Source organism: Saccharopolyspora tripterygii (genome assembly GCF_054778355.1).
Genome location: NZ_BAAGZP010000011.1, coordinates 78,872 through 103,498, shown reverse-complemented (window position 1 = coordinate 103,498; position 24,627 = coordinate 78,872). Strand labels below are relative to the sequence as shown.

Here is a 24,627-nt window from a genome sequence, read left to right as displayed (position 1 = left end):
TCCGTCACCGGGTCGCTCGGTCGATCACCAGTCGTGGACCGTTCCGTCGAGGAGGCGGTTGGTGGGGAGGTAAGCGGGCTCGTAGGGGTACTTCTCGGCGAGCTGCTCGTCGAAGTGGATGCCCAGCCCGGGTTCCTGGCTCGGGCGGAGGCCGCCGTCGGCGAACTCGACCGTCGGTCCGAACACCGCGTTGGTCCGCTCGTCGTGCAGCATGTACTCCTGGATGCCGAAGTTGTGCAGCGCGAGTCCCAAATGGACGGACGCGGACATGCCGACCGGTGACACGTCCGTCGGGCCGTGCATCCCGGACTTGATCTGGTACATCGCGGCGAAGTCCATGATCCGCCGCACGCCGGTGATTCCGCCGGCGTGCGTGACGGGGGAGCGGACGTAGTCGATGAGCTGCTCGCTGATGAGCGTCTGGTAGTCCCAGATCGTGTTGAACACCTCGCCGATCGCCAGCGGCGTGGTCGTGTGGCTGCGCACCAGCCGCAGGGCCTCCTGGTTCTCGGCCGGTGTCACGTCCTCCAGCCAGAACAGGTCGTACGGTTCCAGCGACTTGCCCAGCCGGGCGGTCTGCAGCGGGGTGAGCCGGTGGTGGGCGTCGTGCAGCAGCGCGAGCTCGGGGCCGAACTCGTTGCGCACCGCCTCGAAGACGGACGGCACGTGGCGCAGGTAGGCGCGGGTGTCCCACACCTCCTCGGCGGGCCGGGCGGAGCGTCGCGCGGGTTCGTAGTCGTAGCGGCCACCGCCGTCGTCGGACGCCGAGCTCGCGGCCACCCCGTACACCGAGGGCAGGCCCGGAACGCCGGTCTGCACCCGGATCGCGGTGAAACCGAGTTCGAGGTGCGCGCGGATCGAGTCGAAGAGCTCGGGCAGCTCGCGCCCGCTGGCGTGGCCGTAGACCCGGCAGCGCTCGCGGCTCTCGCCACCGAGCAGCTGGTACAGCGGCATGCCGGCCGCCTTGGCCTTGATGTCCCACAGCGCCGTGTCGACCGCGGCGATGGCCGTCATCGTCACCGGCCCCCGGCGCCAGTACCCGCCCCGGTACAGGTACTGCCAGGTGTCCTCGATGTTGTGGGCGTCGCGGCCGATCAGCAGCGCTGCGACGTGGTCCCGGAGGTAGCCGGCCACCGCGAGCTCCCGGCCGTTGAGGGTGGCGTCGCCGTAGCCGACCACGCCGTCCGAGGTCGTGATCTTCAAGGTGACGAAGTTTCGTCCGGGGCTGGTCACGATGACATCGGCGCGTTCGATGCGCACGGCGGTCACTCCTCTTGGCACGCGGGACTTTCGAGCGTCGGCTCGGCCACAAACTACGAACTTCGGGCTACTATGACAACTTGTTGCCAGGTGTTGTCAACGCTGTTTCCAGCGGTGCGGAGGGACGAGTGGAGCAGGAACGGCCGACGATCTACGACGTGGCCCGCCACTGCGGCCTCGCCGCGTCCACGGTCTCGCGGACCTTCAGCAACCCCGCGCGGGTCAGCCCCGCCACGCGGGAGCGGGTGCAGGCCGCGGCCGACGAGATCGGTTACGAGCCGAGGCCGTTGGCGCGGGCGGAGGCTCCCGGGCGCATCCGCGTGCTGACCCTGGTGGTCACCGACATCTCCAACCCGTACTACGCGAGCCTGATCAAGGCCGCCCAGGCCAGGGCCATCGAGCGCGACTACACGCTCGCGCTGACCGACAGCGACGAGTCGGCGCGCCTGGAGGCCAACAACCTGCGACAACTGCTGGCCACCACCAGTGGCGGGATCCTCGCGACCTCCCGGCTCTCGGACGACGCGGTGCGCCAGATCGGCGGCTACCGGCCGATCGTCATGATCAACCGCGAGGTCGAGGGCGTGCCGAGCCTCGTCGTGGACACCGCCGCCGGGATGCGCAAGGCCGTGCGGCACCTCGCCGTGCTCGGCCACCGCCGGATCGCCTACCTGTCGGGCCCGCGCAACTCCTGGGTCAACGGTCAGCGCTGGCAGGCGGTGCGCGAAGAGGCCGCGGAGCTGGACCTGGACGTGACGTTCCTGGGGCCGTTCCCGCCGAACCGGCGAGGTGGCGAGGACGCAGCGGACGCGCTCGTGCTGGGGAAGGTCTCGGCGGCGATCGGCTACAACGACCTCATCGCGATCGGAGCGCTGCAGCGGTTGCGCGCCACCGGCGTTCGGGTGCCCGACGACCTGTCCCTCGTCGGCTGCGACGACATCTTCGGCGCCGACCTCACCGTTCCCGGTCTGACGACGATCGCCGGACCCGCCGACAAGCTCGGTTCCCAGGCGGTCGACGCCCTGCACGCGCGCCTGTCGGGGCGCGGTGACGGCCTCGGCTCGGTCACCTTCGACTCCCACATGGTGATCCGCGGATCCACGGGCCCTCGCACGACCTGACCCCGAGGCCGGTCCGGGACGGTCGCGTGCGGTGGGGGTGACAACTGCTGGCAACCGGTTGTCCTCGGTGGCGTCCGCGGATGAAGCTCCGGCCATGGACGGCGCCACTGCACCCACCCCGGCCGACCGGCCGCTGAGTCCGCACCCCGATCGCCTGCTGCCGGTCGATCCGGTGGAGCGGGCGATCGCCCGGCGGCTGTACGACAGCGTCCGGGACCTGCCCCTGATCAGCCCGCACGGACACGTGGACCCGCAGCTGCTCGCGGACGACCCGGCGTTCACCGACCCGGCGTCGTTGCTGGTGACGCCGGACCACTACGTGACCCGCCTGCTCCACGCGCACGGCTGGTCGCTGCACGACCTCGGCCTGCCCGACGCCGAGGGCGCCCCTGTCGCGAAGCCGAGGGAGGTCTGGCGCGCGTTCTGCTCGGGGTGGCAGTACTTCCTGGGCACGGCGTCGCGGCAGTGGATCGAGGCGGAGCTGCACGACGTGCTGGGCGTGCGCAGGCAGCCCTCGCCCGACAACGCCGACGAGCTCTACGACGAGCTCGTCGACCGGCTCGCGACACCGGCCATGCGCCCGCGGGCGTTGTACGAGACCTTCAACATCGACGTCCTCGCCACCACCGACGACCCGGCCGACGACCTGCGGCACCACCAGGCGCTCGCGGCGGATCCGAGCTGGTCGGGACGTGTCGTGCCGACCTTCCGCCCGGACCGCTACGTCGATGCCACGAAGGCGGGATGGCTGCAGGCGCTCGACGACCTGGCGCAGGCCGGCGGGATCGACACCGGCAGTTACCGCGGGCTGGTGCGAGCGCTGGAATCGCGCCGCGAGCACTTCCGCGCCCACGGCGCCACCGCCACCGACCACGGCGCGCCGGACCCCGAGATGGCCTTCCTGCCGGAGGCGGAGGCGACCCGGCTCTTCGACGCGGTCCGCGGCGGCAGCGCGACGCCGGAAGAAGCGCAGCTGCTGTCCCGGCAACTGCTGGGGGAGAACGCGCGGATGTCCAGTGAGGACGGTTTGGTGATGGCGCTGCACTCCGGCAGCTGCCGCAACCACCACGCGCCGACCTTCGCCCGCTACGGCGCCGACACCGGTCACGACATCCCGGTGCGCACCGAGTTCACCCGGGCGATGCGGCCGATGCTGGAACGCTTCGGCACGCACCCGCGCTTCCGCAGCGTCGTGTTCACCCTCGACGAGACCGCGTTCTCGCGAGAACTGGCTCCGCTGGCGGGTTTCTACCCGTCGCTGCACCTGGGTGCTCCGTGGTGGTTCCTGGACGCGCCGCGTGCCATGCGCAGGTTCCGCGATGCCGTCACCGAGACGGCGGGATTCCACCGCACGGCCGGATTCGTCGACGACACGCGCGGCTTCTGCTCGATCCCGGCGCGGCACGACACCGCTCGACGCGTCGACGCCGGTCACCTGGCGAGCCTGGTGGCCGAGCACGTGCTCAGCGAGGAGGACGCGGCGGCAGTGCTGCACGACCTCAACGACGAGCTGCCCAGGAAGGCGTTCCGCCTGTGACGGCCAGGATCACCAGGGCAGCGGCCAAGCTCGGCCCCGCCGCGCCCGTCCGGGCCGTGCACCTGGGACTGGGTGCCTTCCACCGCTCCCACCAGGCTTGGTACACCGCCTGCGCACCGGAGTGGGGGATCGCGGCGTACACGTTCCGCAACACGGAGCTGCCGCGCGCGCTCACCGAGCAGGAGGGCGTGTACACGCTGCGGGTGCCCGGCGAAGTGGACGCCGTGGAGGCGATCGGCTCCCTCAGCCGGGCTCACGCGGGCAGCGAGCAGGAGCAGTGGCTGCGGGACCTGTCCTCCCCCGAGGTCGAGGTCCTTACGCTGACGGTCACCGAGGCGGCCTACGCGGCACCGGAAAGGGGCCGGGACACGGCGATGGGACGTGTGCTGGCGGGATTGCGGGAGCGCCACCGCACCGATGGCCCCCCGATCACGCTGGTCCCCTGCGACAACGTCCCGGACAACGGCGAGGTCCTGCGCTCGGTGGTCCGCGCGGCGGCTGCAGACGACCCCGACTTCGCCTCCTGGGTCGAGGACCAGGTCGGGATCGTCAGCACGGTGGTCGACCGGATCACGCCCGCACCGGGAAGCGATGCCGTGGCGGCGGCCGCCCGCGTGATCGGGCTCCGCGACGAAGCGCCCGTGGTGGCCGAGCCGTTCAGCGAATGGCTGCTGTCCGGCAGCTTCACCGGTGCGCGACCGCCGTGGGAGCAGCGCGGAGCGCGGTTCGTGAACGACGTGGGCGCCTACACCGACCGCAAGCTGTGGTTCCTCAACGGTGCGCACACCCTGCTGGCCTACGCGGGGCTCGCGCAGGGCCACAGCACGATCCGCGACGCGGTGCAGGACGGTCGTCTCGCCGCGCTCGTGCAGGAGTGGTGGGACACCGCAGCCCGGCACATCGCCGTGGACGCGGCCGAGATCACGGAGTACCGGCGGAATCTGTTCATGCGTTTCGCCGCGAGGGGCATCCGGCACGAGCTCGCGCAGATCGCGACCGACGGATCGCAGAAGATCCCAGCCCGGTTGCTGCCGGTCTTGCGCGCGGAGCGGGCGGCGGGACGGTTGCCGGCAGCGGTCGTCATCGAACTCGCCTGCTGGCTGCGCCACCTCCAGACCGGTGAGGTGCGCGATCCCCGTGCCGCTGAGCTGGTCGAAACCTCGCGATCCCAGGACCCGGTTCGCCGGACGCTGGTCGCGCTGGACCCCGCGCTCGGCGACGACGACGAACTCGTGTCCGCCGTCGCGTCGGAACTGCGGACGTTGTCCGCTCGCGGTGCGGTGCCGACCGCGCCGCGCTGACAATCCAGCGGCAGCACGTCGCTGCCGCGTGGTCGGTGCCTCGCAGGCCCGCCCCCACCTCGCGTCGCCGCAGCCGTCGCTCCTGGCGTTGCGGCGGCGTGCACCGAAGAAGAAGGGAGCAACGATGCTTCGTCCTCTCACCAACGCCTTCCGGGACCGCCGTTCGATCGACGGGTTGTGGCGCTTCGCCGTCGACGCGGAGGGAGTCGGTCGCGAGCAGCAGTGGTGGCGCGCGTCGCTGCCGGGCAAGGCGGAGATGCCGGTACCGGCCAGCTACAACGACATCCCAGTCGACGCCGCTGTCCGCGACCACGTCGGCGAGGTCTGGTACCAGACCTCCGCGCACGTGCCCGCGTCGTGGAGCGGGCAGCGGATCGTGCTGCGGTTCGACGCGGCGGCGCACCGCGCGACGGCGTGGGTGGGGGAGCAGCAGGTCGTCTCCCACGTGGGTGGCTACATCCCGTTCGAAGCCGACGTCACGGACCTGGTCCGCCCCGGCGAGGCGAACCGCATCACCGTCGTCGTCGACAACCGGCTGGACTGGGACTCGATCCCGCCGGGCCACGTCGAGGAGACCCCGGACGGGCCCCGGCAGCGCTACCACCACGACTTCTTCAACTACGCGGGCCTGCACCGCACGGTGTCGCTGTACGCGACGCGGCCCGCGCACATCACCGACGTGACCACGACGACCGGCTTGGAGGGGACCGCGGGCACGGTCGGCTACGAGGTCCGCACCACCGGCGGGGAGCGCGTGCGCGCCGTGCTGCTGGACGCGGAGGGCGTCGAGGTCGCACGCACCGAGGGGCTGTCCGGGCGGCTGCGCGTCGAGGACGTGCAGCCGTGGCGTCCGGGCGAGGGCTACCTCTACGAGCTGCGGGTGGACCTGCTCGACGCAGGGGGCGAGGCCGCGGACCGGTACTCGCTGAACGTGGGCATCCGCACGGTCGCTGTCGACGGGACGAAGTTCCTGATCAACGGCGAACCGTTCTACTTCACCGGTTTCGGCATGCACGAGGACCACGTCGTGCGCGGCAAGGGGCACGACGACGCGTCCATGGTGCACGACTTCGCACTGCTGGACTGGATCGGCGCGAACTCGTTGCGCACCTCGCACTACCCCTACGCCGAGGAAGTGCTCGACTACGCCGACCGGCACGGCATCGTGGTCATCGATGAAACCGCCGCTGTGGGGCTGAACCTCGGCATCGGTGGCGGCATCGTCGCCTCCAGCGCGCAGGAGACCTACTCCGACGAGACGGTCAGCATCCGGACCCGGGAAGCTCACCTGAAGGCCATCCAGGAGCTCGTGGAGCGGGACAAGAACCACCCGAGCGTGGTGCTGTGGAGCATCGCCAACGAACCCGAGTCGCACACCGACGCCGCCCGCGAGTACTTCGAGCCGCTGTTCGCCGAGGCGCGTCGCCTCGACGCCACCCGCCCGTTCGGGTTCGTCAACGTGATGTTCGCCCCGGCCGGCGAGTGCACGGTCTCCGAGCTCTCCGACGTGCTGATGATCAACCGGTACTACGGCTGGTACGTCCAGAGCGGCGACCTCGCCGCGGCCGAGCGGGCACTGGAGGCCGAGCTCAACGAGTGGGCGAAGGGCGAGGCCAAGCCGATCATCATCACCGAGTACGGCGCGGACGCCATGGCCGGAGTGCACTCGGCGGTGACGCAGCCGTGGAGCGAGGAGTACCAGACCGAGCTGCTGAAGACCTACCACCGCGTGTTCGACCGGGTCGAAGCCGTTGTGGGGGAACAGGTCTGGAACTTCGCTGACTTCGCCACCAGCGCCGGATTCGCGCGGGTGGACGGCAACAAGAAGGGCGTGTTCACCCGTGACCGACGACCCAAGGCCGCGGCGTTCGCGCTGAAGGACCGTTGGCGCGCGCAGAGCTGAGGCTTCCCGGAGAAGCGGAGAGGAGGGGTGATGAAGCTTCGGGTCCAACAGCTCTTCGGGTACGCGGCCGGTGATGCCGCCAACAACCTGGCCTTCTCGATGGCCTCGATGTTCCTGCTGCTCTACTACACCGACGTGGCCGGGATCCCGGCAGCGGCGGCCGGGACGATCTTCCTGGTCGTGCGCGTCTGGGACGGCGTCGCAGACCTGGTGGCAGGACGACTGGTGGACCGGACCTCCAGCCGGTGGGGGAAGTTCCGCCCCTGGCTGCTGTTCGGGTCCGTGCCGCTGCTCCTGCTGAGCGTGGCGACGTTCTCGGTTCCCGACTGGAGCCTGCCCGCGAAGCTGGTCTACGCCTACGTCACTTACGCGGCGGTCGGGACGGTCTACAGCCTGGTCAACATCCCCTACGGATCGCTGTCGGCGGCGATGACGCAGGACCCCATCGACCGTGCGAGGCTCGCCAGCGCGCGGGCGATGGGTTCGGCCGCCACGATGCTGCTGCTGAGCCTGGTGGTGGCACCGCAGGTCAAGAACGCGGCGAACCTCCAGGAATCGCTGCTGCTGACGACGCTCGCGTTCGTCGTGGTCGGTGCGGCGATGTACCTGTTCACCTTCTTCACCGCCCGGGAAACCGTGCAGCGGGACGTGCAGAAGGTCGGGCTGCGCCAGAGCCTGACCACGTTGCGGAAGAACCGGCCGCTGCAACTGCTGTGCGTGAGCTCGTTGTTCTTCCTGGCGGCGATGTTCTCGATCCAGACGATCGGCGTCTACTACGCCCGGGACGTCCTGGGTGACGCCAACCTCTACATCGTGATCACCGGGGTCCAAACAGGACTCATGTTCCTCGCGGCCCCGCTGGTCCCGCTGGTGGTGCGCACGGTCGGCAAGCGCACCGGATACCTTGCGGGCAGCGCCGTGACGGCCGTGGGCTGTGCTGCGGCGATGTTCGCCCCCGCGTCGCAGCCCTACCTCGCGGTGGGTGCGTTCTTCCTCATCGGCGTCGGGGTCGGAGTCGTCACCACCCTGATGTGGTCGTTGGAAGCCGACACCGTCGAGTACGGCGAGTGGCGCACCGGTGCGCGCACCGAAGGCACCACCTACGCGGTCTTCTCCTTCGTCCGCAAGGTGGGGCAGGCGCTGGGAGGTGCGGGCGCGGCGTACACCATCAGCCTCGCCGGCTACGTCGGTGGCGCGCCGGAGCAGGCCGGTTCAGCGGTGTGGGGCATCCGCGCCGCAGCGGGTGCGGTGCCCATCGGTTGCGTGGTGATCGGGATGGCGGTCATGGCCTTCTACCCGATCACGGAGAAGCGCTTCCGCGCGATGACCGCGGAGGTCGCCGCCCGCCGCGAGAACGACGCCGCGACGGCCCCCGTCGGCTGAACCTACGACGCGAAGTCCCCCTTGGAGGGTGGAGGAATCCCAGTTTTAGTCCAAACCGAGGACGTTCAGTGCCCGAAATGTCCGCTCAGTTTGGACTAAAACTGGGAGATGCCGGGTACTTTCCGTCTCGCCCGGGCGCGTGGGGTGCGGGGCCGGGGGGGCAGGAGATCGTTGGTAGCTCCCGGGTGAAGACCGGTTTGCGGTGGCGTTCCGGCAGGGCTTCGGGGAGGTCTTCCCAGTCGATGACGTCCGAGACGACCTTGCGGGGGTCGACCTGTCCGGTCCGAGCGAGGTCGAGCGCCTCGGGGAGATGCGCCTGGACGTTGTCGCGGGCGATGCGCGCCGCAGCGGGTCACGGGATGATCGGGCCCGCTTCGATCAGCTGCACCAGCTCCGGGCCGGGGAGCGCTTTGGCGAACAGCCAGCCCTGGTAGGCGTCGATGGGCATGGTCCGCAGGACGTCGAACTGCTCGCGGGTCTCCACGCCTTCGGCGACGGTCGTGCAGTTCAGCGACTGCGCCATGTCGGTCACCACGCCGACCAGCGTGCGATCGATGTGGCTGCCCGCGATGTCGGTGACGAATGTGCGATCGATCTTGATCACCTGGGCGGGGAACTCCCGGATCCGCGTCAGCGACGAGTAGCCGGTGCCGAAGTCGTCGACGGCGAAGCGCATCCCTCGGTTGCGGAGTTCGTGCATGCTCCTGCGCATCTGGTCCGGGAGGTCGACGATCGCGGTCTCCACCAGCTCCACGACGATGCGCTCCCAGGGGAGCCCCGTCTCGGCGACGAGGCGTTCGAGGAGGTCGGTGAAGATCGGGTATCCGGGCATCAGCTCCGCCACGTTCACCGACACCGACACCGGCCTGCCGGACCGGCTCGCGGGCCAGGTCGCCGCTTCGCGCAGCGCGGCGCTCAGCACCCAGGCGTCGAGGTCGGCGAGCATGCCCGCTCGCTCGGCGACCGGCAGGATCGTTGCCGGGGACAGCATCCCGCGCTCGGGATGCTCCCAGCGAAGCAGGGATTCGCAGGTGAGGATCGTGCCGTCGGCCGCGACCGTCGGTTGGTAGTGCAGTGAGAGCTCGTCGTTGTCGATCGCGTGGCGCAGCTCGCCCTCCAGCTCCAGCTGGCCGTCGATCGAGTCGATCAGCGTCGGGCCCGCGAACGCGATGTTCGCGTGTCCTGACTTCTTGCCCCTCAGCAGGGATCCGAACGCCCAGCGCACGAGATCCTCTCCACTACCGTGGCATTCGGAGCCGAGCGCCGCACCGATCAACGCGGACACCTGAACCCGGCGCCCGCGCACCTCGAACGACGCGTGCATCAGCCCGGCCACCGTCGTCGCTATCGCCGCGACCCCGCCCTCGGCCGCTACGTCCGGGCACACCACGACGAACTCGTCGGCCGCCGCGCGCGCCACCGACCAACCGGCGGGAAGCCCCTCCTCCAGTCGTCGCGCCATCGCGATCAGCACCTCGTCGCCGGCGGCGTAACCGAGGGCTTCGTTGATCCGGTTGAAGTTCTTGATGTCGCAGTAGAGCACCGCGGCCCGCTCCACGTCGGCGTCCGCGACCAGCTGCGGGATCGCGGCGCGGTTCCACAGCCCGGTCAACTCGTCGTGGTAGGCCCAGTAGCGCAGCGATTGGGACTCGCGGCGACGATCGGTGACGTCCTCGAAGACCACCAGCCAGAACGGATCACCGCCCGACTGGAGGGATTTGGCCATGTGGACCTCGCAGTGGACCTGCTCGCCGTCGGATCGCAGCAGCGTCCACTCCTGCGCGGCGGCGCCGTCCGGCGGCGTCCCCTCCTCGAAAGCCTCGGAGAGCCGCGCGAATTCGGGGGCGTCCTGATCCAGCAGCGAGGTCACGTGCGTTTCCCGGAGCGCTCTCGACGAGCGGTCCAGCAGCCGGCACATCGCCGTGTTGGAGTCGATCACGAACCCGTGGCGGTCGAACAGGCCGATCGCGACCGGGGTCAGCTCGTAGAGGTCCCGGAACTGCCGAAGCGAGGTCTCCAGCTGCTGATGCGCCGCCGTGTCGTCGCGGGTGAGCCTCGCGTAGCCGCGGAGCCTGCCCTCCGGCGACCACAGCGCGGTGGTCACCACGTTGGCCCAGAACCAGCTGCCGTCCTTGCGCACGCGCCAGCCCTCGTCGACGCTCGTGCCGTGCTCGCGCGCCTGTTCGAGCAGCGCCTCGGGGTGCCCGGTCCTGATCTGCTCCGGGGTGTAGAACTGCGCCAGGCTGCCACCGATCACCTCGGAGGCGAGCGCGCCGAGGATCCGCTCGGCCCCGAGGTTCCAGCTCACGACCTTTCCGGCGGCGTCGAGCGTGTACACCGCGTAGTTGCGCAGCGAGAAGAATGCCTCCGCGTCGACCGCGCCGAGCGCTTCGGTCATGTGCACCTCCACTCGAAGAGGGCTCGGGGTGTCCTCCAACGACGGGCGGCGGCGATTCCCCACGGCCCAGTGTCGCGGGAGGTGGGACGTCCTGCAGCGGGTCGGCGTGCCGGGTGGGTGGGACGGCTCTCAGATCAGCAGAGCGTTCGAACTGCTGGTCAGCGCTCTGGTGGCGCGTTGAACCGCGGTGCCTCCTTGCCGAGGAACGCGCGCACGCCCTCGGCCGCCTCGGGCGAGGCGAACGCCTGCTCGGACAGCGGCAGCGTCGCGCGGACGGCGTCCCGATCTCCGTCCCTGCTCCGGTGGACCGCTTGCTTGACCAGGGACAACGTCGAAGCCGGCAGCTCGGCCAGCCGACCGGCCAGTTCCAGGGCGGTGGCCAGCGCCCGCCCGCGCGGCACGACCCGGTTGAGCAGGCCCCAGGAGTGGGCGGTCTCGGCGGAGATCGGGTCGCCGAAGAACATGAGTTCCTTGCCGCGCGCCTCGCCCAGCCTGCGCGTGACGCGGATCGGCCCGCCCGAAGCCGGGATCACGCCCAGCTTGACCTCGGGCAGGGCGACCTCCGTGCCCGTCTCGCCGATGATGAGGTCGCAGCACGCCGCCAGCTCCAGCCCGCCGCCGTAGGCGAGCCCGTTGAGCGCCGCGATGGTGGGCTTCGGGAACTCGTCGACCATCGCGAAGGTGTCGTTCTCGAAGGTCAGCTTGCGGTCCACGACGTCGCCCTCGGCGATCAAGGACGGGAACTCCTTGATGTCCGATCCCGCGCAGAAGGCCCGGTCACCCGCTCCCGTCAGCACCAGCACGCGGACCTGCGGATCGTCGGCGACCCGTCGCAGAACGGCGTTGAGCTGCCGGGTCAGTTCGAGCGTGGTGACGTTCATCGGCGGGTCGTTCAGGGTCACGACCGCGATGTGATCCTCCGCGGTGCGGGTCACGAGATCTGTGCTCATCCGAGGCCGAGTCCTCTCCAACGGTCGGGCGGCGATGCCCCGCCTTTCGCGCGAGGTTGTCACCACCTCCCGGTTTTAGTCCAAACCGAGGGCCTCTCGCGCCCGAAATGTCGGCTCAGTTTGGACTAAGGGGTCGTTTCAGAATGCGGCGGAGCCGTTGTTTCAGGTGTGGGACTCAGCTGGCACCGCTGTGGCCTTCCCCTGCGGGGATTTCTCACCCGTCGTCTGGCGAGTACGCCGCGACGCCGTGTATTGGCATACATCAGGAGTGGCGCACGGAGTCCAGGCGGCGTGTGAGGTTCCGCTACCCGCACCGCCAAGCAAGGTGATTCTGCAACGACCCCTAAAACTGGGACCTGGTGAGGTCACCTGCGCGGAGCCCGTCCCCGTTGGTCCGGGCGGATCACCGGCAGGCATCCTGGTGGGGTCCGAGAGGCGCAGGACCGAATGCGGTGCCTGGCCCACCCCGACCGCAGGAGAACCACATGAGCACCCCAGGTGAGCGCCCGGAGATCGACCTCTCGCGGGACCCCAACCCCGGCGTCCCCGACCACGCCGCGCCCGAAGGCGCCGAGGTGGACCCCCTCATCGATCTCTCCCGCGACCCGAACCCGGGCAAGGCCGACCACGCCAAGCCCGACGACGAGGCCTGAGCGCCTACCTGACCTCGCGGAACACGGTTTCGCCGCGCTGACGGGTGGCGGGGCCGGCATCGTCGATCCGGCTGCGCAGGCAGAGGAAGAAGAAGATCAGCGCGATCGTGAGGACCACGTGGCCCAGCCCCGCCGGGCCTGAGATCGCGGGCCCGGCCGGTTGCCCCAGCACGGTCATGATCCCGTGAGCGGTCATGATGCCAGTGCTCAGCAGCAGGCCCGCGTGGTAGGTCCAGAAGAACGCGTTGAAGAACCGCCCGCTGCTCAACCGCAGGGACTTCTCCAGCGCGACGGCGATCAGGAAGAACACCGTGCCCAGCGTCAGCAGGTGCGTGTGGAGCACGGACAGCTGCGTGGCTCCGGTGAAGTCCTGCGCCTTGGTCAGTTCTCGGTAGAAGACCCCGCCGAGGAGGCCGAGGACGGTGTAGAGGACGGCGGAGTAGTAGAGCTTCTTCACGGGTGTCGAACCCCTTCGGCTTCGAGGTGGGTGGGAGCGGCTGCGAGGCACCGCGTTCGTGCCTCGCAGCCGCTGGTGCGGCCGGTCAGACGCCCGCGGTCAGGTGCAGGCGCCCGTCGTGGACCTCGGCGACCTGATCGACCGCGGTGAGGTGGGTGCGGTCGTGGGTGACCAGCACGGTCGCCGTGGCCTGCCGGTGGGTGAGCTGCGTGATCAGGTCGATGACCGCCGCGCCCCGCTCGTGGTCCAGAGCGCTGGTCGGCTCGTCCACCAGCAGCACGGTGGGGTCGTGCATCAGGGCGCGGGCGATGTTGACCCGCTGGCGCTGCCCCCCGGAGAGCTGGTGCGGGCGCCGGTCGGCCTGACCGGCGAGACCGACCGCGTCCAGGAGCTCCCTCGCCCGGTCCTTGACCGCGCGGGGCCTGTGGCCGTCCATCTGACCGATGACCTGCAGCTGCTCGGAGGCGGTGAGGGCGGGCAGCAGGTTGGGCTGCTGGAAGACGATGCCGATCTTCTTGCGCCGCAGGTCGGACAGCTCGCCGCGCGGCATGCCGGTCGTCGGGGCGCCGTCGATCGTGACGCTGCCGCGGTCCGGGGTGATCAGCGTGGCCGCCACCGCGAGCAGGCTGGACTTGCCGGAGCCGGACGGGCCGACGACGGCCGTGAGGCTGCCGGTCGGGACCTGGAGGCTCACCGCGTCGAGCGCGGTCAGCCGGGAGTCGCCGTCGGGGTAGGTGAGGGTGATGTCGGTCAGTTCGAGGCTCATCGTGCGCTCCCCAGTGCGGTCAGCGGGTCAACGGAGGTGATGCGGCGGATGGACAGCGCCGCGCCGAGCGCGCCGAGCGCGATCATCACGGCGGCCGGGATCAGGACCGTGGCGGGTGACAGCGAGAACGGCACGGGCGTGCCCGCCAGCAGCGCGCCCAGTCCGGCGGCGATGCCGGTGCCGATCAGCGTGCCGCCGGTGAGCAGCACGAGCGCCTGCCCGAGCGCGTCCTTGAGCAGGTAGCCGGTCGAGGCGCCCAGCGCCTTGAGCACCGCGACGTCGCCGCTGCGCTGGATGGTCCACACGGTGAAGAACGCGCCGATGACCAGCGCCGAGATGGCGAACAGGAAGCCGCGCATCAGCTGCAGGGAGCCGTTCTCGGAGGAGTACGAGCCGATCGCGTTCAGCGAGTCCGCCTTGGACACAGTCGTGGTGCCCGCTGCCTGGTCACCGGGCGCCACGTCGGCTCCCGGCGCGGTGTTCAGCGCGATGACGCTGGCGGTCGGGCCGTCGCGCCGGCTGGTCGGCGGTGCGGTCTTCTGCCAGGTGTCGAGGCTCGTCCAGATGACCGGGGTGTGGCTGAACGACGCGTCGCCGCTCACGCCGGCGACCACCAGGTCCTGCCCCGCGAGGGTGAACTGCGCGCCGGGCGCGACCCCGAGCTCTTCAGCGGCGGTCGCGGACAGGACCGCTGCGTTGCCGCCGATCTTGCTGCTCTCGGGGGCGAGCGCGGAGCCGGGCTCGACTCCGAACGCCGACACGCCGGTGCTCTTGTTCCCGCTGCTGGCCTTGGTGGTGGCGATGCCGAGCGGCTCGGCGTTGGCCACTCCGGGAGCCTGGGACAACCGCTGCCACTGCTGCTCGGTGACGGTGGAGTTGGCGTAGGACAGGTCCTCGCCGCTGCTGGGTGCGTTGAACGCGATCTTGTCCGCCGGGAGCGACGTGATCGCGGAGATGTTCTGCTGACCCAGCCCGGCGGTCAAACCCGACAGCAGGCCGACCAGCAGGGTGATCAGGATGATGACGACGCCCATCAGGGCGAACCGCCCCTTGGCGAACTTCAGGTCTCTCCAGGCGACGAACACGGTTCGGGCCCGTCCTCTCATGCGGTCTGTTGGGTACCTCTCGACTCTCGTCGTCGCGTCCCCCGACGGGCATCTGGCGCAGGGCAGCAGTTCCCGGGCCGAAAGGCGGCGCGCCGGTTGTCACTTTCGATAGAGGCCGCGCGGGGTCAGCCGACTTAGACTGGACGGACTGTGAATACGATCGTTCCCGGCCGGGCGCCCGCGATTCGGGCCTTGACGCTGTGCCTGCACCTGCTCGTCGCCGGCCTGCTCGTGCTGGCCGTCGGCCGCGCGCTGGCCGATCACCACCCCCACGGGGGTTTCGTCGTCGCCGCGGCGGTGGTCTGCGGGCTGATCTACGCGGCCGGGCCCGCGCTGCCCCGGGTGAGTCGTTCGGGCCGGGCCGCCGCGCTGTGGCTCGCCGTCGTGGGGATCGCGTGGCTGGTGCTGCTGGCGCTGTCGGCCGACGGGGTGTGGCTGGCGTTCCCGCTGTACCTGCTCCAGCTGCACCTGCTGCCGCGCCGGGCCGGGCTGGTCGCCGTGGTGCTCACCGCGGCGGCGGCGATCACCGGCTTCGCGGTGCACCAAGGCCGGTTCGGTGCCGCGATGGTGATCGGACCGGCCATCGGGGCTGCTGTCGCCGTCGCGGTCGTGTGGGGGTATCAGACGCTCTACCGGGAGAGCGAGCAGCGAAGGCAGCTGATCCAGGAGCTGACGACCACTCGCGCCGATCTCGCCGCGGCCCAGCACACCGCCGGGGTGCTGGCCGAGCGCGAACGCCTGGCCCGCGAGATCCACGACACCGTCGCCCAAGGGCTCTCCAGCGTCCTGCTGCTGCTGCGCGCCGCCGAACGCGCGCTGCCCGACGCACCCGACAACGCCGCCCGCCACGTGGACCAGGCGCGGCAGGCCGCGGCCGACGACCTCGCCGAGGTGCGCCGCTTCGTCGCCGCGCTCGCCCCGCCGACGCTGGAGGGCACCACCCTGGCGGGTGCGCTGGAGCGCCTGTGCGCGATCACCAGCACGAGGCACCACATCGCGGCCCGCTTCCACCTGGCCGGGGAACCCGTGCCGCTGCCGACCGCGCACGAGGTCGCGCTGCTGCGCATCGCGCAATCCGCGCTCGCCAACAGCGTTCGCCACGGGGAGGCCGCCACCGCGGAGGTGACGCTGAGCTACCTGGGCGACCACATCGCCGTGGACGTCGTCGACGACGGGCGGGGATTCGACGCCGACGAGCTCCCCGTCCCCGACCCGGAGGCGGGTGGGTTCGGGCTGGCGGCCATGCGCGCCCGGGTGCGCGCCCTCGGCGGGACCTTCAACGTGGAATCCGCCCCCGGTCGGGGCTCAGCCCTGGCCGCCCACCTGCCGATCCGCACCGCCCCCGACACCGCACCCGAGGCCCGCTCGTGACCGACGAACCCATTCGACTGCTCCTGGCCGACGATCACCCGGTCGTCCGCGCCGGGCTGCGCGCCGTCCTCGAAACCGAGGACGGCATGACCGTGGTGGCCGAGGCCGCCACCGCCGAAGAGGCCGTCAGGGTGGCCGCCGACGGCGACGTCGACGTGGTCCTGATGGACCTCCAGTTCCGCGAAGGGATGAACGGGGCGGAGGCGACCGCTGAGATCACCGCCAAGCCCGGCGCACCGCGCGTCCTGATCGTCACCACCTACGACAGCGACGCCGACACGCTCCCGGCCATCGAAGCCGGCGCGACCGGTTACCTGCTCAAGGACGCGCCGCCGGAGGAGCTCGCGGCGGCGGTCCGCACCGCGGCGGCCGGGCGGACCACGCTGGCTCCGGCGGTCGCGGACCGGCTGATGAACCGCCTCCGCATCCCGGGAACGAGCCTGACCCGGCGCGAGACCGAGGTGCTGACGCTGGTCGCGGACGGGCTGTCGAACCAGGCGATCGGTCGGCGGCTGTTCCTCACGGAGGGGACCATCAAGTCGCACCTGGTCCGCATCTACACCAAGCTCGAAGTCGATTCGCGCACCGCGGCCATCGCCGCCGCCACCCAGCTCGGCCTGATCCGACGCTGACAGCACCCGCGAGCGCTCGGTTCTCCCGGAGTGATCCACTGTGGAGAGTGGCGCTGCGGAGCGGGCCGTTCCGGGGAACCATCGCGGTATGCGGTGCGTGGTGCTGGGAGCGACGGGGTACATCGGTGGCCGGTTGGTGCCGGAGCTGCTGGATGCCGGACATCAGGTCCGGGTTCTGGCCCGCTCCCCGCGCAAGCTCGACGAGATGGAGTGGCGCGACCGGGTCGAGGTCGTGCGGGGCGATGTGTTCGACCCGGCGAGCACGGCGGAAGCCACTGCGGACCAGCACGTCGTGTACTACCTCGTGCACTCGCTCAACAGCCGGGATTTCGTCGCCGCCGATCGCGAAGCCGCCCGCAACGTCGCCGGCGCGGCACGAGCGTCCGGTGTGGAACGGATCGTCTACCTGGGCGGGATCGTTCCCGGTTCGCAGGACCTGTCCCCGCACCTGGCGTCGCGGACCGAGGTGGGGGAGGTGCTGGCGGGCTCGGGAGTGCCGACGCTCGTGCTCCGGGCAGCCGTGATCATCGGATCGGGCTCGGCGAGCTTCGAGATGCTGCGGCACCTGTCCGAGCGGCTGCCGGCGATGGTCACGCCGGCCTGGGTCCACAACCGGATTCAGCCGATCGCGGTGCGCGACGTGCTGCATTACCTCGTGGGCGCGGCTGAGGTGTCGTCGGAGGTCGGCGGCGCGTTCGACATCGGTGGGCCGGACGTGCTGACCTACCTGGGCATGATGCACCGGTACGCGGTGGTGGCCGGTCTGCCGCGCCGGGTGGTGGTTCCGGTCCCGTTGCTGACGCCGTGGTTGTCGGCGCAGTGGGTCAACCTCGTGACACCGGTGCCGAAGTCGATCGCGGTGCCGCTGATCGAATCGCTGATCCACGAGGTGGTGTGCCGCGACCGCTCGGTGGCTGAGCACATCCCCGATCCGGCGGGTGGCCTCACTGGCTACGACGATGCGGTCCGGCTCGCGCTGACGCGGTTGCGCAGCGCGGATGTGCCGACGCGCTGGTCGGACGCGAGCGTGCCTGCGGCCCCGTCCGACCCGCTGCCCAGCGACCCGGACTGGACCGGCGGCAGCGTGTACGAGGACGAGCGGGAGCAGGCCACGACAGCCTCGCCCGAGGCGCTGTGGGAGGTGGTCGAGTCGATCGGCGGTGAGCACGGCTGGTATTCCTTCCCGCTGGCGTGGTCGGTGCGCGGCTGGGCGGACCGCCTGGTCGGCGGGGTGGGGTTGCGGCGAGGCCGTCGCGATCCGCGACGCTTGCACGTCGGGGAAGCGCTGGACTGGTGGCGGGTCGAAGACCTGGAACGCCCGCGGCTGCTGCGGTTGCGCGCGGAGATGAAGCTGCCCGGCCGTGCGTGGCTCGAACTGCGCGTCGATCCCGGCCCCGACGGCGGGGCGGTGTACCGGCAGCGGGCGGTGTTCGAGCCGCACGGGCTGAGCGGGCAGCTGTACTGGGCGGCGGTGTGGCCGTTCCACGGCTTGGTGTTCGGCGGGATGGCCCGCAACATCACGAGCGCCGCGAGCGCCCTCGGCGCGGGGGAGCGAGCCGGCGGCTGAAGCGGTGCGAATCCCGCTGCGGACGGTCAGCGGATGCATGACCTTGCGTTTCGCGGTAGTGACACAACCGTGTGATTTCGACGGTGTGTGCCCTGCGAACGGGTGAGTTCCGGTGGCTGTGCGCGACAGCACTGGTTACAACATCGCCAGCCGATCATTTCACTCTTCAGGAGACCTAGGAGTGTTCTCGTGCCGAAGTCAAGACACCGCGCACCGTCCCTCTGCCTGCGGCAGTGGGTGGTGTGGGCAGTGGCAGCACTGGTGGTCGCCGCAGCGTTCGCGTTCGTCTCGCTGCTCGGTGGCGGCTCCGCACCCGTTGCGTGGACGTTCGTGCTGCTCCTGCTGTGCTTCATGACGGGCTCGCTGGCGAGCTCGATGTTCCTGTCCCATCCGATGCGACCCGGCGGGCACATCGTGCTTCCCGCGGTGCGCGAACCCGAAGCGATCGAGGCGGTCTCGGTCGAGTCGGAGCGGGTGCACCCGCACCCGCACCCGCAGCCGCAGCCGGAACCGGTGGCGGACCGGCCGCGGATCACGCGCTCCGACTCGGAGGTCCCGTCGTTCGCGTCGACCAACGAGATCGGTGGCAGCCTCGGAGTCACGGTGCTCATCTCCAGCAGCGTGGGAACCGACCCGGCCCGAGGTGGGGCGGCGGGCCTCGGCCTCGCGGAGCTCAGCGAGGTGCACGTCACCGACAGCATCCCGGTGCAGACCAGCCGCACCAGCGTTGCCGCTATCGAGGCCGAACCCGTTGTGCTGGAAGAGGAATCAGGTCCGTTCCCGGGTGCGGTGCGGGCGAAGCCGAACGGGCAGTCGCCGGACCGCGGCTACCGGGTCAAGGGCAACACCCGGTCCAAGCGGTACCACACGATGCAGTCCCCGTACTACGAGCGCACCAAGGCCACCGTCTGGTTCCGCTCCGCTGCGGACGCCGAGCGCGCGGGCTTCGCCGCGTGGAACAGCAAGGTGCAGAACTCGATTCAGAACTGAACACCGGACCAAGCCCGCACGCGGGCCCACCGAGCCGGGTTGGGGAGCGACAGGCCGATCGCCCCCAACCCGGCTCTTTCGTGCGGACAGAAGTTTTCATGAAAACTGCGCTTCCTCACCGACCGCTGACTGCGTGGGCGCGATCAGCACCACCTCTTCGGCGATGCAGAGGTCCGGCACGGCGATCTCCTCCCTCGTCACGAGTCGGCGCCAGCGGCCGGGCCGGCGAGCTCGGCGAGGATCTCCACCAGCTCCGGGCGGTGGAACGGGCCGACGTGGGGTGCTGCGACGCTGCGGACGTCGGTCGGGTTGTCCGGGGTCAGCCTGTCCGCCTCGGCGATGAAGCGGTCCTGCAGCGCGGGCGGGATCAAGCGGTCCTCGGTGAAGCGCACGTAGGTGCGGGGAACCCGGCCCCAGGTGTGCGCCTCGCCCCTGGCATCGGTCGCGGGAATCGCGGCGGTCTCGTCCGGTTCCAGCATGTTGGCCAGCCAGAGCACGGCCTCATCGGTGAAATCGCCTGCGAGGCAGTGCTTGATGGCGTGGAACGCGGCCGGATCGGCCGAGCGCCAGTTGATCCGGCTGACACCGAGCTCCGCCGGATCGCCGACCTTCATCGCCTCCACCAGGGGCAGGAGGCTGTCCGCGTTCTCCGGCGTCTCCAGGTAGGACAGCATGTTCGGCAGGTCGACGCAGCAGTACGCGGCGACGTAGACGACGCGATCGATGAGACCGGGAACGGCGTTGCCGACCCTGCTCACCGTGACGCCGCCCTGGCTGGAGCCGACGAGGATCACGGGCCCGCGGCGCCGGGCGCGGCGCACCACCTCCACGACGTGCTCCACGTAGTCGTCGATGGTGATCCCGGCCAGCGGAGAGGGTTCGGTCGCCAGCGCTTCCAGGTCCTGCGGAGCCTGGTAGGAGCGGGGGATGAACTGGTGGTCCCCGTGCCCGGGGAGGTTGACGGCCACGCTCCGGTGGCCGCGCAGGGTGAGCTCGTTGATCAGGCCGGACCAGCCGTAGGCGTTGGAGTTGGTCCCGTGGATGAACACCAGGGTCGGTCGGTCGTCGGTGGTCATTCGATGATCCCTCCGTGGATCTGCTCGGTCGTGAGATGGGGCAATCGGGTGCTCAGGGCTGCGGCTCGCGCCACATCGGCCAGAGGGACGGGCCGCCGGCCGGGCGCACCGGCCCGTCCAGATCGGTGAAACCGTGGCGCAGGTAGAGAGCGCGGCTGCGCGGGGAACTGGCCTCCAGGTAAGCGGCGGTCCCGTCGGCGTCGGCCCGCTCCAGGCGGTCCCGCAACATCGCGGATCCCAGCCCGGAACCTCGCTGGCTGCCGATCACACCCATGCAGAACAGGTAGAGGTGCGGCCGGTCGTCGGGATGCCGCGGCGCCAGGGCCCGGCCCAGCGCGTGCAGCCGCGGTCCGCTGTCGCCGAAAGCCGCCTCCAGGTCCGGCTCCTGCGCTTCGTCCTGGGCGGGTTCGCCCGGTGTGAGCGCGTGCCAGAGCGCAACTCCCTTGCCGCGATCGGTCAGGTAGACCTCGGCGGCGGGGTGGGCGAGCTGGTGGCGGTAGAAGCGCTCTTGGCGGCGGTGTCGTTTGTCCGCCGCCGGGAACAGCCAGCAGGCGACCGGGTCCTCGGCGAACGCCTCGGTCAGCACGTCCACCACCTCGTCGTGGTCGGCGCGGGTGGCGCGCCTTAGCGCAGCGTGCACGGGAATTCCCTTCGCGGGGATGGTGGGTGATGAGCAGAGCTGGCTTGCGGTGAGTGTCAACGAGTTCCGAACCGATCGCGTAGTGCGTACGCTGTATCAGATATCTGCGTACACTGTATTAGCGGTCGGGTCACGGTCAACGAAAACGGAGTGTCCAATCGAAATAGTGCGCTAGACCAATCGGCTATGAACTAGTACGGTTGGTGCGCTGGTCAGTTCGCGGGAACAGGAGGCGCGGCATGGCGTCGGAGGTGCGACCGGATCCGCCGTACGTGCGGATCGCCGCGGAGATCGGTGAGAGGATCCGGTCCGGAGAACTCCGGCCGGGGGAGCGCCTGCCCTCGACGCGTCAGATCGCGGGTAGATGGGGAGTGGCCGTCGCGACCGCGACGAAGGTCCTCGCCAACCTGCGCGAGCAGGGGCTGGTCGAGGCGAAGGTCGGTTCCGGCACGGTCGTCAGCGCGCGCCCTGCCAGGAGGCGCCAGTCCGGGCAGGGCTCACGACCTCCACGCCGCCCGGAAGAATCCCGGCCCGGGCTCAGCCGGGAGCAGGTCCTCCGCGCAGGCATCTCCATCGCCGATGTGGAGGGGCTCGACGCCGTGTCGATGCGGCGAGTCGCGGCGGAACTGGGCGTGGGCCCGATGTCGCTGTACCGCCACGTCCAGAACAAGGACGAACTGGTGGCGCAGATGGCCGACGAGGTCTTCGGCGAAGTGCGGCTGCCGGTTCCCGGCCCTGCGGGCTGGCGAGCCAAGCTGGAGCTGATCTCCCGCCGGCAGTGGGCGCTGTTCCTGCGGCATCCCTGGCTGCCCAAGGCCGTGTCGTTCACCCGCCCCGTGCTCGCGCCCCACATGATGCAGCACACCGAGTGGACGCTCGCCGCGCTCGACGGCCTCGGCCTGTCGGTGACCACGCAGATGCGAGAAGCCCTGCGACTGCACTCGATGGTGCTCACCGTGGCGATGTCCGCGGCCGCCGAGGTCGAAGCGGAGCAGGAGACCGGGGTGACGCTCGCGCGGTGGCTCGTGGAGCAGCGTGCCCGCGCCGACGAGCTCTTCGCCGGCGGGAAGTTCCCCTTGCTGGCGAGGGTGCACGAGGAGACGACTCCCGATCTCGACGGGCTCTTCGACTACAGCCTCGACCGCCACCTCGACGGTTTCGCCGCGCTCCTCCAGGAATCTGGTCGGTCCTAGGCGCTGGTCGCTCGGTGGTTCCGGAGGCGATCCCGCTGAAAGCGACCGGACCTCAAGAGCAATCGGGTCAACTGATGGAAGTCGCTGCGGTGGAACGGGTCCGGAGGTGGCGGGCGAGCGCGATCAGCAAGGCCACCTCAACGACGATGATGATGATCCCGGTGATGGTCGCGGTCGGCGAGGCGGGAATCATGAACGCTGTGTGACCGACCAGGATTCCGCCCGCGAGCCAGACCCGGTGCCGGTCGCTCCAGTCGTCCGCGCCGCTCCAGCGCAGCACCGACCACCCGGTCGCGATGCCCACCAGCGCTGCGGCGGCCAGCAGCAGCGGTAGCGGGACGACGCTGTCGAGCAGCGAGTTCGGTCCGAGTCCGGGCGGCAGCAGCAGCGCCAGGAAGACGACGGTCGCCAACCCCAGCACGACACCGACGACGGCAGGCTTCGGCGCTGACGACGCGCTCGGCGCCAAGTCGCGCGGAGCCCGCAGTCGCATCGCCACCGCGATCAGCGCGGCCATGAGAACCAGGAACGCCGTGGTCCACCCCCAGGGGGCCACGTATCCGGGGTCTTCGGTGGCGGAGATGACCACGCGCAGCCCGAGCACTCCCAGCACCGCCAGCGCACCGACCCCGATGAGACCGCCGGTGCGCAGGTAGGGCCGGCCGCGATGGGCCGGGAACAGCAGGTTCGTGAGCATGACCGGGATGAGCACGCTGAACACCACGTGCACGCCGATCTGCGATTCCCAGTAGGACCAGTTGATCCCGAGAGCCCGCCAGCCCCACTCGGCCGCGCCGTAGATCCGCGGGCTCGTCAGGGCCTGCAGCCCGAGGCCGTCCTCGGCCAGCTGGTAGGCGAGGGCCAGCAGCACCAGGCTCAGCCATCCGCCGCCGCGAGAGCGCGTGAAGAGCTCTCGAACCAGCAGGACCCCCGCGCCGTACATCACGAGCAGCAGCGGCAGGAGGAACCAGACGAACGGCACCGCGACCGCCGTGAACGTCAGTTCCGCGCACACCGTGGTCAGCAGGACCAACGTCCAGGCCGCGCGCAGCCGCCCGGTCGTCGGCGGGGTGCTCGTCTGTGGCACGCGGTCCACTTCCCTTCGCTGGTGGAGACGGCCCGCCCGGCCGCTCCCCGAGGTGGGTTCACGAGCGGATCGGACCGTTCGGCGTCGTACGCCGCCGGACCGCGCGGGAACCGTACCACCGCACGCGTACACCGTCTCATGCGACGCGGAAACGATTGGGGTGAAAGGAGAAACGTGCTAGTGCGGTCAGGTAGTGGACTAGTGCACCGCGCTCCTCGTCCCGCCGCCCGCGCGCGTGCGGCCGGGGGCCGGCTCAGCGCACTCCGATGCCGAGTCGTCCAGCGGTGCGGACGGTCTCCGGGTCGATGACATGATGGCTCCTCGTGGAGTTGAACCAGGTGCTCGAACGGATCGTCGAGGAAATCGCGCCGTTGCGCGGAGCGGGAGTCGCCGCGGACTACATCCCCGCGCTCGCCCGCGTGGACCCGGGAGGTTTCGGCATCGCGCTCGCCGATATCGACGGTCAGGTCCACGGGGCGGGTGAGTGGGAGACGGCGTTCTCGATGCAGAGCATCTCGAAGGTCTTCACCCTCGCGCTCGTGCTCGCAGGCAGCGATGAGTCGCTGTGGCGCCGCGTCGGCCGGGAACCCTCGGGCAACGCCTTCAACTCGCTGACCCAGCTGGAGCGCGAGCGGGGGATCCCGCGCAATCCCTTCATCAACGCCGGAGCGCTGATCGTCACCGACGAGCTGATCTCCCAGGTCGGTGACGCCTCCGGTGATCTCCTGGCCTTCCTGCGCGCCGAGAGCGGGAACCCGGACCTGCGGGTGGACGAGGAGGTCGCGGCCTCCGAGGCAGCCCATGCGGACCGCAACCTGGCGGTCACCCACTTCATGGCCTCCTACGGGAACATGCGCAATCCCGTGCCCGAGGTCCTCGACCAGTACGTCCGGCAGTGCTCGATCGAGATGAGCTGCCGAGATCTGGCGCTGGCCGGACGGTTCCTGGCCGCCCACGGGGTTCGCCGCGACGGCGCGGAGCTGGTGACCAGCAGGCAGGCGAAGCGGATCAACGCGATCATGCTCACCTGCGGGACCTACGACGCCGCAGGCGAATTCGCTTACCGCGTCGGCGTTCCCGGCAAGAGCGGGGTCGGCGGCGGGATCCTGGCGATCGTGCCGGGCCGGTGCGCGGTCGCGGTGTGGAGCCCGGGGCTCGACGCGCGCGGCAACTCCGTGGCCGGTGTCGCGGCGCTCGACCACTTCACCACCCTCACCGGCTGGTCGATCTTCTGAC

General features: G+C 70.4%; 21 protein-coding genes. 12 read left to right on the top strand and 9 right to left on the bottom strand.

Annotation, left to right across the window (positions count from 1 at the left end; all coding sequences use genetic code 11):
• Positions 1–24 precede the first annotated feature (24 nt).
• Positions 25–1,260 carry a D-mannonate dehydratase ManD gene (gene manD, locus ACYVF3_RS10505; protein ID WP_461154025.1) on the bottom strand — a complete coding sequence of 412 codons (1,236 nt, stop codon included), beginning with the start codon at positions 1,258–1,260 and terminating at the stop codon, positions 25–27.
• 80 nt (positions 1,261–1,340) lie between these two features.
• On the opposite strand from manD, the gene ACYVF3_RS10500 reads away from it, so the two are divergent.
• The 5 genes from ACYVF3_RS10500 to uidB all read left to right on the top strand — a co-directional run bounded on the left by ACYVF3_RS10500 (position 1,341) and on the right by uidB (position 8,505).
• Complete coding sequence (locus tag ACYVF3_RS10500; protein WP_461154024.1) at positions 1,341–2,381, top strand: LacI family DNA-binding transcriptional regulator; 1,041 nt, start codon at positions 1,341–1,343, stop codon at positions 2,379–2,381.
• A 94-nt stretch (positions 2,382–2,475) separates the two neighbouring features.
• Positions 2,476–3,918 (top strand): glucuronate isomerase, encoded by a 1,443-nt coding sequence (gene uxaC / locus ACYVF3_RS10495; RefSeq protein ID WP_461154023.1) that lies wholly within the window; start codon positions 2,476–2,478, stop codon positions 3,916–3,918.
• The gene (locus ACYVF3_RS10490) at positions 3,915–5,219 is read left to right on the top strand and encodes a mannitol dehydrogenase family protein (protein ID WP_461154022.1); all 1,305 of its coding nucleotides are present in this window, start codon (positions 3,915–3,917) and stop codon (positions 5,217–5,219) included. Before uxaC ends, ACYVF3_RS10490 begins: the two co-directional genes overlap by 4 nt.
• Before the next feature lie 124 nt (positions 5,220–5,343).
• Positions 5,344–7,122: a beta-glucuronidase gene (gene uidA / locus ACYVF3_RS10485; protein WP_461154021.1), complete on the top strand. Its 1,779-nt coding sequence runs from the start codon at positions 5,344–5,346 to the stop codon at positions 7,120–7,122.
• Between the two features lie 30 nt (positions 7,123–7,152).
• The gene (gene uidB / locus ACYVF3_RS10480; protein ID WP_461154020.1) at positions 7,153–8,505 is read left to right on the top strand and encodes a glucuronide transporter; all 1,353 of its coding nucleotides are present in this window, start codon (positions 7,153–7,155) and stop codon (positions 8,503–8,505) included.
• Between the two features lie 352 nt (positions 8,506–8,857).
• Here the strand turns inward: uidB and ACYVF3_RS10475 are convergent, their stop codons facing one another.
• Together ACYVF3_RS10475 and ACYVF3_RS10470 are read right to left on the bottom strand one after the other, a co-directional pair.
• Positions 8,858–10,903: a putative bifunctional diguanylate cyclase/phosphodiesterase gene (locus ACYVF3_RS10475; protein WP_461154019.1), complete on the bottom strand. Its 2,046-nt coding sequence runs from the start codon at positions 10,901–10,903 to the stop codon at positions 8,858–8,860.
• Positions 10,904–11,061: 158 nt separating this feature from the next.
• Entirely contained in the window at positions 11,062–11,853 is a 792-nt protein-coding gene (locus ACYVF3_RS10470) for an enoyl-CoA hydratase/isomerase family protein (RefSeq protein ID WP_461154018.1), read from the bottom strand.
• A gap of 485 nt (positions 11,854–12,338) precedes the next feature.
• Between ACYVF3_RS10470 and ACYVF3_RS10465 the strand changes: the two genes are divergently transcribed.
• On the top strand, positions 12,339–12,506 hold the full coding sequence (locus tag ACYVF3_RS10465) for a hypothetical protein (RefSeq protein WP_461154017.1): 168 nt from the start codon (positions 12,339–12,341) through the stop codon (positions 12,504–12,506).
• Positions 12,507–12,510: 4 nt separating this feature from the next.
• On the opposite strand, the gene ACYVF3_RS10460 is transcribed toward ACYVF3_RS10465, so the two are convergent.
• The 3 genes from ACYVF3_RS10460 to ACYVF3_RS10450 form a co-directional block, all read right to left on the bottom strand.
• On the bottom strand, positions 12,511–12,963 hold the full coding sequence (locus ACYVF3_RS10460; protein ID WP_461154016.1) for a DUF2871 domain-containing protein: 453 nt from the start codon (positions 12,961–12,963) through the stop codon (positions 12,511–12,513).
• Between the two features lie 85 nt (positions 12,964–13,048).
• On the bottom strand, positions 13,049–13,729 hold the full coding sequence (locus tag ACYVF3_RS10455) for an ABC transporter ATP-binding protein (RefSeq protein WP_461154015.1): 681 nt from the start codon (positions 13,727–13,729) through the stop codon (positions 13,049–13,051).
• Positions 13,726–14,814, bottom strand: coding sequence for an ABC transporter permease (locus tag ACYVF3_RS10450; RefSeq protein ID WP_461154055.1), 1,089 nt, complete (start codon positions 14,812–14,814; stop codon positions 13,726–13,728). Before ACYVF3_RS10450 ends, ACYVF3_RS10455 begins: the two co-directional genes overlap by 4 nt.
• 171 nt (positions 14,815–14,985) lie before the next feature.
• On the opposite strand from ACYVF3_RS10450, the gene ACYVF3_RS10445 reads away from it, so the two are divergent.
• The 4 genes from ACYVF3_RS10445 (at position 14,986) to ACYVF3_RS10430 (ending at position 19,395) form a co-directional block, all read left to right on the top strand.
• Positions 14,986–16,206, top strand: coding sequence for a sensor histidine kinase (locus ACYVF3_RS10445; protein ID WP_461154014.1), 1,221 nt, complete (start codon positions 14,986–14,988; stop codon positions 16,204–16,206).
• Complete coding sequence (locus tag ACYVF3_RS10440; protein WP_461154013.1) at positions 16,203–16,838, top strand: response regulator; 636 nt, start codon at positions 16,203–16,205, stop codon at positions 16,836–16,838. Before ACYVF3_RS10445 ends, ACYVF3_RS10440 begins: the two co-directional genes overlap by 4 nt.
• Positions 16,839–16,926: 88 nt before the next feature.
• Positions 16,927–18,405, top strand: coding sequence for an SDR family oxidoreductase (locus ACYVF3_RS10435; RefSeq protein WP_461154012.1), 1,479 nt, complete (start codon positions 16,927–16,929; stop codon positions 18,403–18,405).
• A 249-nt stretch (positions 18,406–18,654) separates the two neighbouring features.
• Complete coding sequence (locus ACYVF3_RS10430) at positions 18,655–19,395, top strand: sunset domain-containing protein (RefSeq protein WP_461154011.1); 741 nt, start codon at positions 18,655–18,657, stop codon at positions 19,393–19,395.
• Positions 19,396–19,592: 197 nt separating this feature from the next.
• Here the strand turns inward: ACYVF3_RS10430 and ACYVF3_RS10425 are convergent, their stop codons facing one another.
• On the bottom strand, positions 19,593–20,471 hold the full coding sequence (locus ACYVF3_RS10425) for an alpha/beta hydrolase (protein WP_461154010.1): 879 nt from the start codon (positions 20,469–20,471) through the stop codon (positions 19,593–19,595).
• Between the two features lie 52 nt (positions 20,472–20,523).
• Complete coding sequence (locus ACYVF3_RS10420; protein ID WP_461154009.1) at positions 20,524–21,111, bottom strand: GNAT family N-acetyltransferase; 588 nt, start codon at positions 21,109–21,111, stop codon at positions 20,524–20,526.
• Between the two features lie 239 nt (positions 21,112–21,350).
• Between ACYVF3_RS10420 and ACYVF3_RS10415 the strand changes: the two genes are divergently transcribed.
• Complete coding sequence (locus ACYVF3_RS10415) at positions 21,351–22,304, top strand: TetR/AcrR family transcriptional regulator (protein ID WP_461154008.1); 954 nt, start codon at positions 21,351–21,353, stop codon at positions 22,302–22,304.
• Positions 22,305–22,371: 67 nt separating this feature from the next.
• Here ACYVF3_RS10415 and ACYVF3_RS10410 read toward each other — a convergent pair whose 3' ends face one another.
• Complete coding sequence (locus ACYVF3_RS10410; RefSeq protein WP_461154007.1) at positions 22,372–23,391, bottom strand: hypothetical protein; 1,020 nt, start codon at positions 23,389–23,391, stop codon at positions 22,372–22,374.
• A gap of 323 nt (positions 23,392–23,714) precedes the next feature.
• Between ACYVF3_RS10410 and ACYVF3_RS10405 the strand changes: the two genes are divergently transcribed.
• Positions 23,715–24,626: a glutaminase gene (locus ACYVF3_RS10405; protein ID WP_461154006.1), complete on the top strand. Its 912-nt coding sequence runs from the start codon at positions 23,715–23,717 to the stop codon at positions 24,624–24,626.
• Position 24,627 lies beyond the last annotated feature (1 nt).

Excerpts from the sequence above, each read along its gene's own strand:
- ACYVF3_RS10475 (WP_461154019.1), bottom strand. The coding sequence starts at position 10,903 with ATGACCGAAGCGCTCGGCGCGGTCGACGCGGAGGCATTCTTCTCGCTG.
- ACYVF3_RS10470 (WP_461154018.1), bottom strand. The coding sequence starts at position 11,853 with ATGAGCACAGATCTCGTGACCCGCACCGCGGAGGATCACATCGCGGTC.
- ACYVF3_RS10435 (WP_461154012.1), top strand. The coding sequence starts at position 16,927 with ATGCGGTGCGTGGTGCTGGGAGCGACGGGGTACATCGGTGGCCGGTTG.
- ACYVF3_RS10455 (WP_461154015.1), bottom strand. The coding sequence starts at position 13,729 with ATGAGCCTCGAACTGACCGACATCACCCTCACCTACCCCGACGGCGAC.
- ACYVF3_RS10425 (WP_461154010.1), bottom strand. The coding sequence starts at position 20,471 with ATGACCACCGACGACCGACCGACCCTGGTGTTCATCCACGGGACCAAC.
- uidB (WP_461154020.1), top strand. The coding sequence starts at position 7,153 with ATGAAGCTTCGGGTCCAACAGCTCTTCGGGTACGCGGCCGGTGATGCC.
- ACYVF3_RS10415 (WP_461154008.1), top strand. The coding sequence starts at position 21,351 with ATGGCGTCGGAGGTGCGACCGGATCCGCCGTACGTGCGGATCGCCGCG.
- uidA (WP_461154021.1), top strand. The coding sequence starts at position 5,344 with ATGCTTCGTCCTCTCACCAACGCCTTCCGGGACCGCCGTTCGATCGAC.
- uxaC (WP_461154023.1), top strand. The coding sequence starts at position 2,476 with ATGGACGGCGCCACTGCACCCACCCCGGCCGACCGGCCGCTGAGTCCG.
- ACYVF3_RS10465 (WP_461154017.1), top strand. The coding sequence starts at position 12,339 with ATGAGCACCCCAGGTGAGCGCCCGGAGATCGACCTCTCGCGGGACCCC.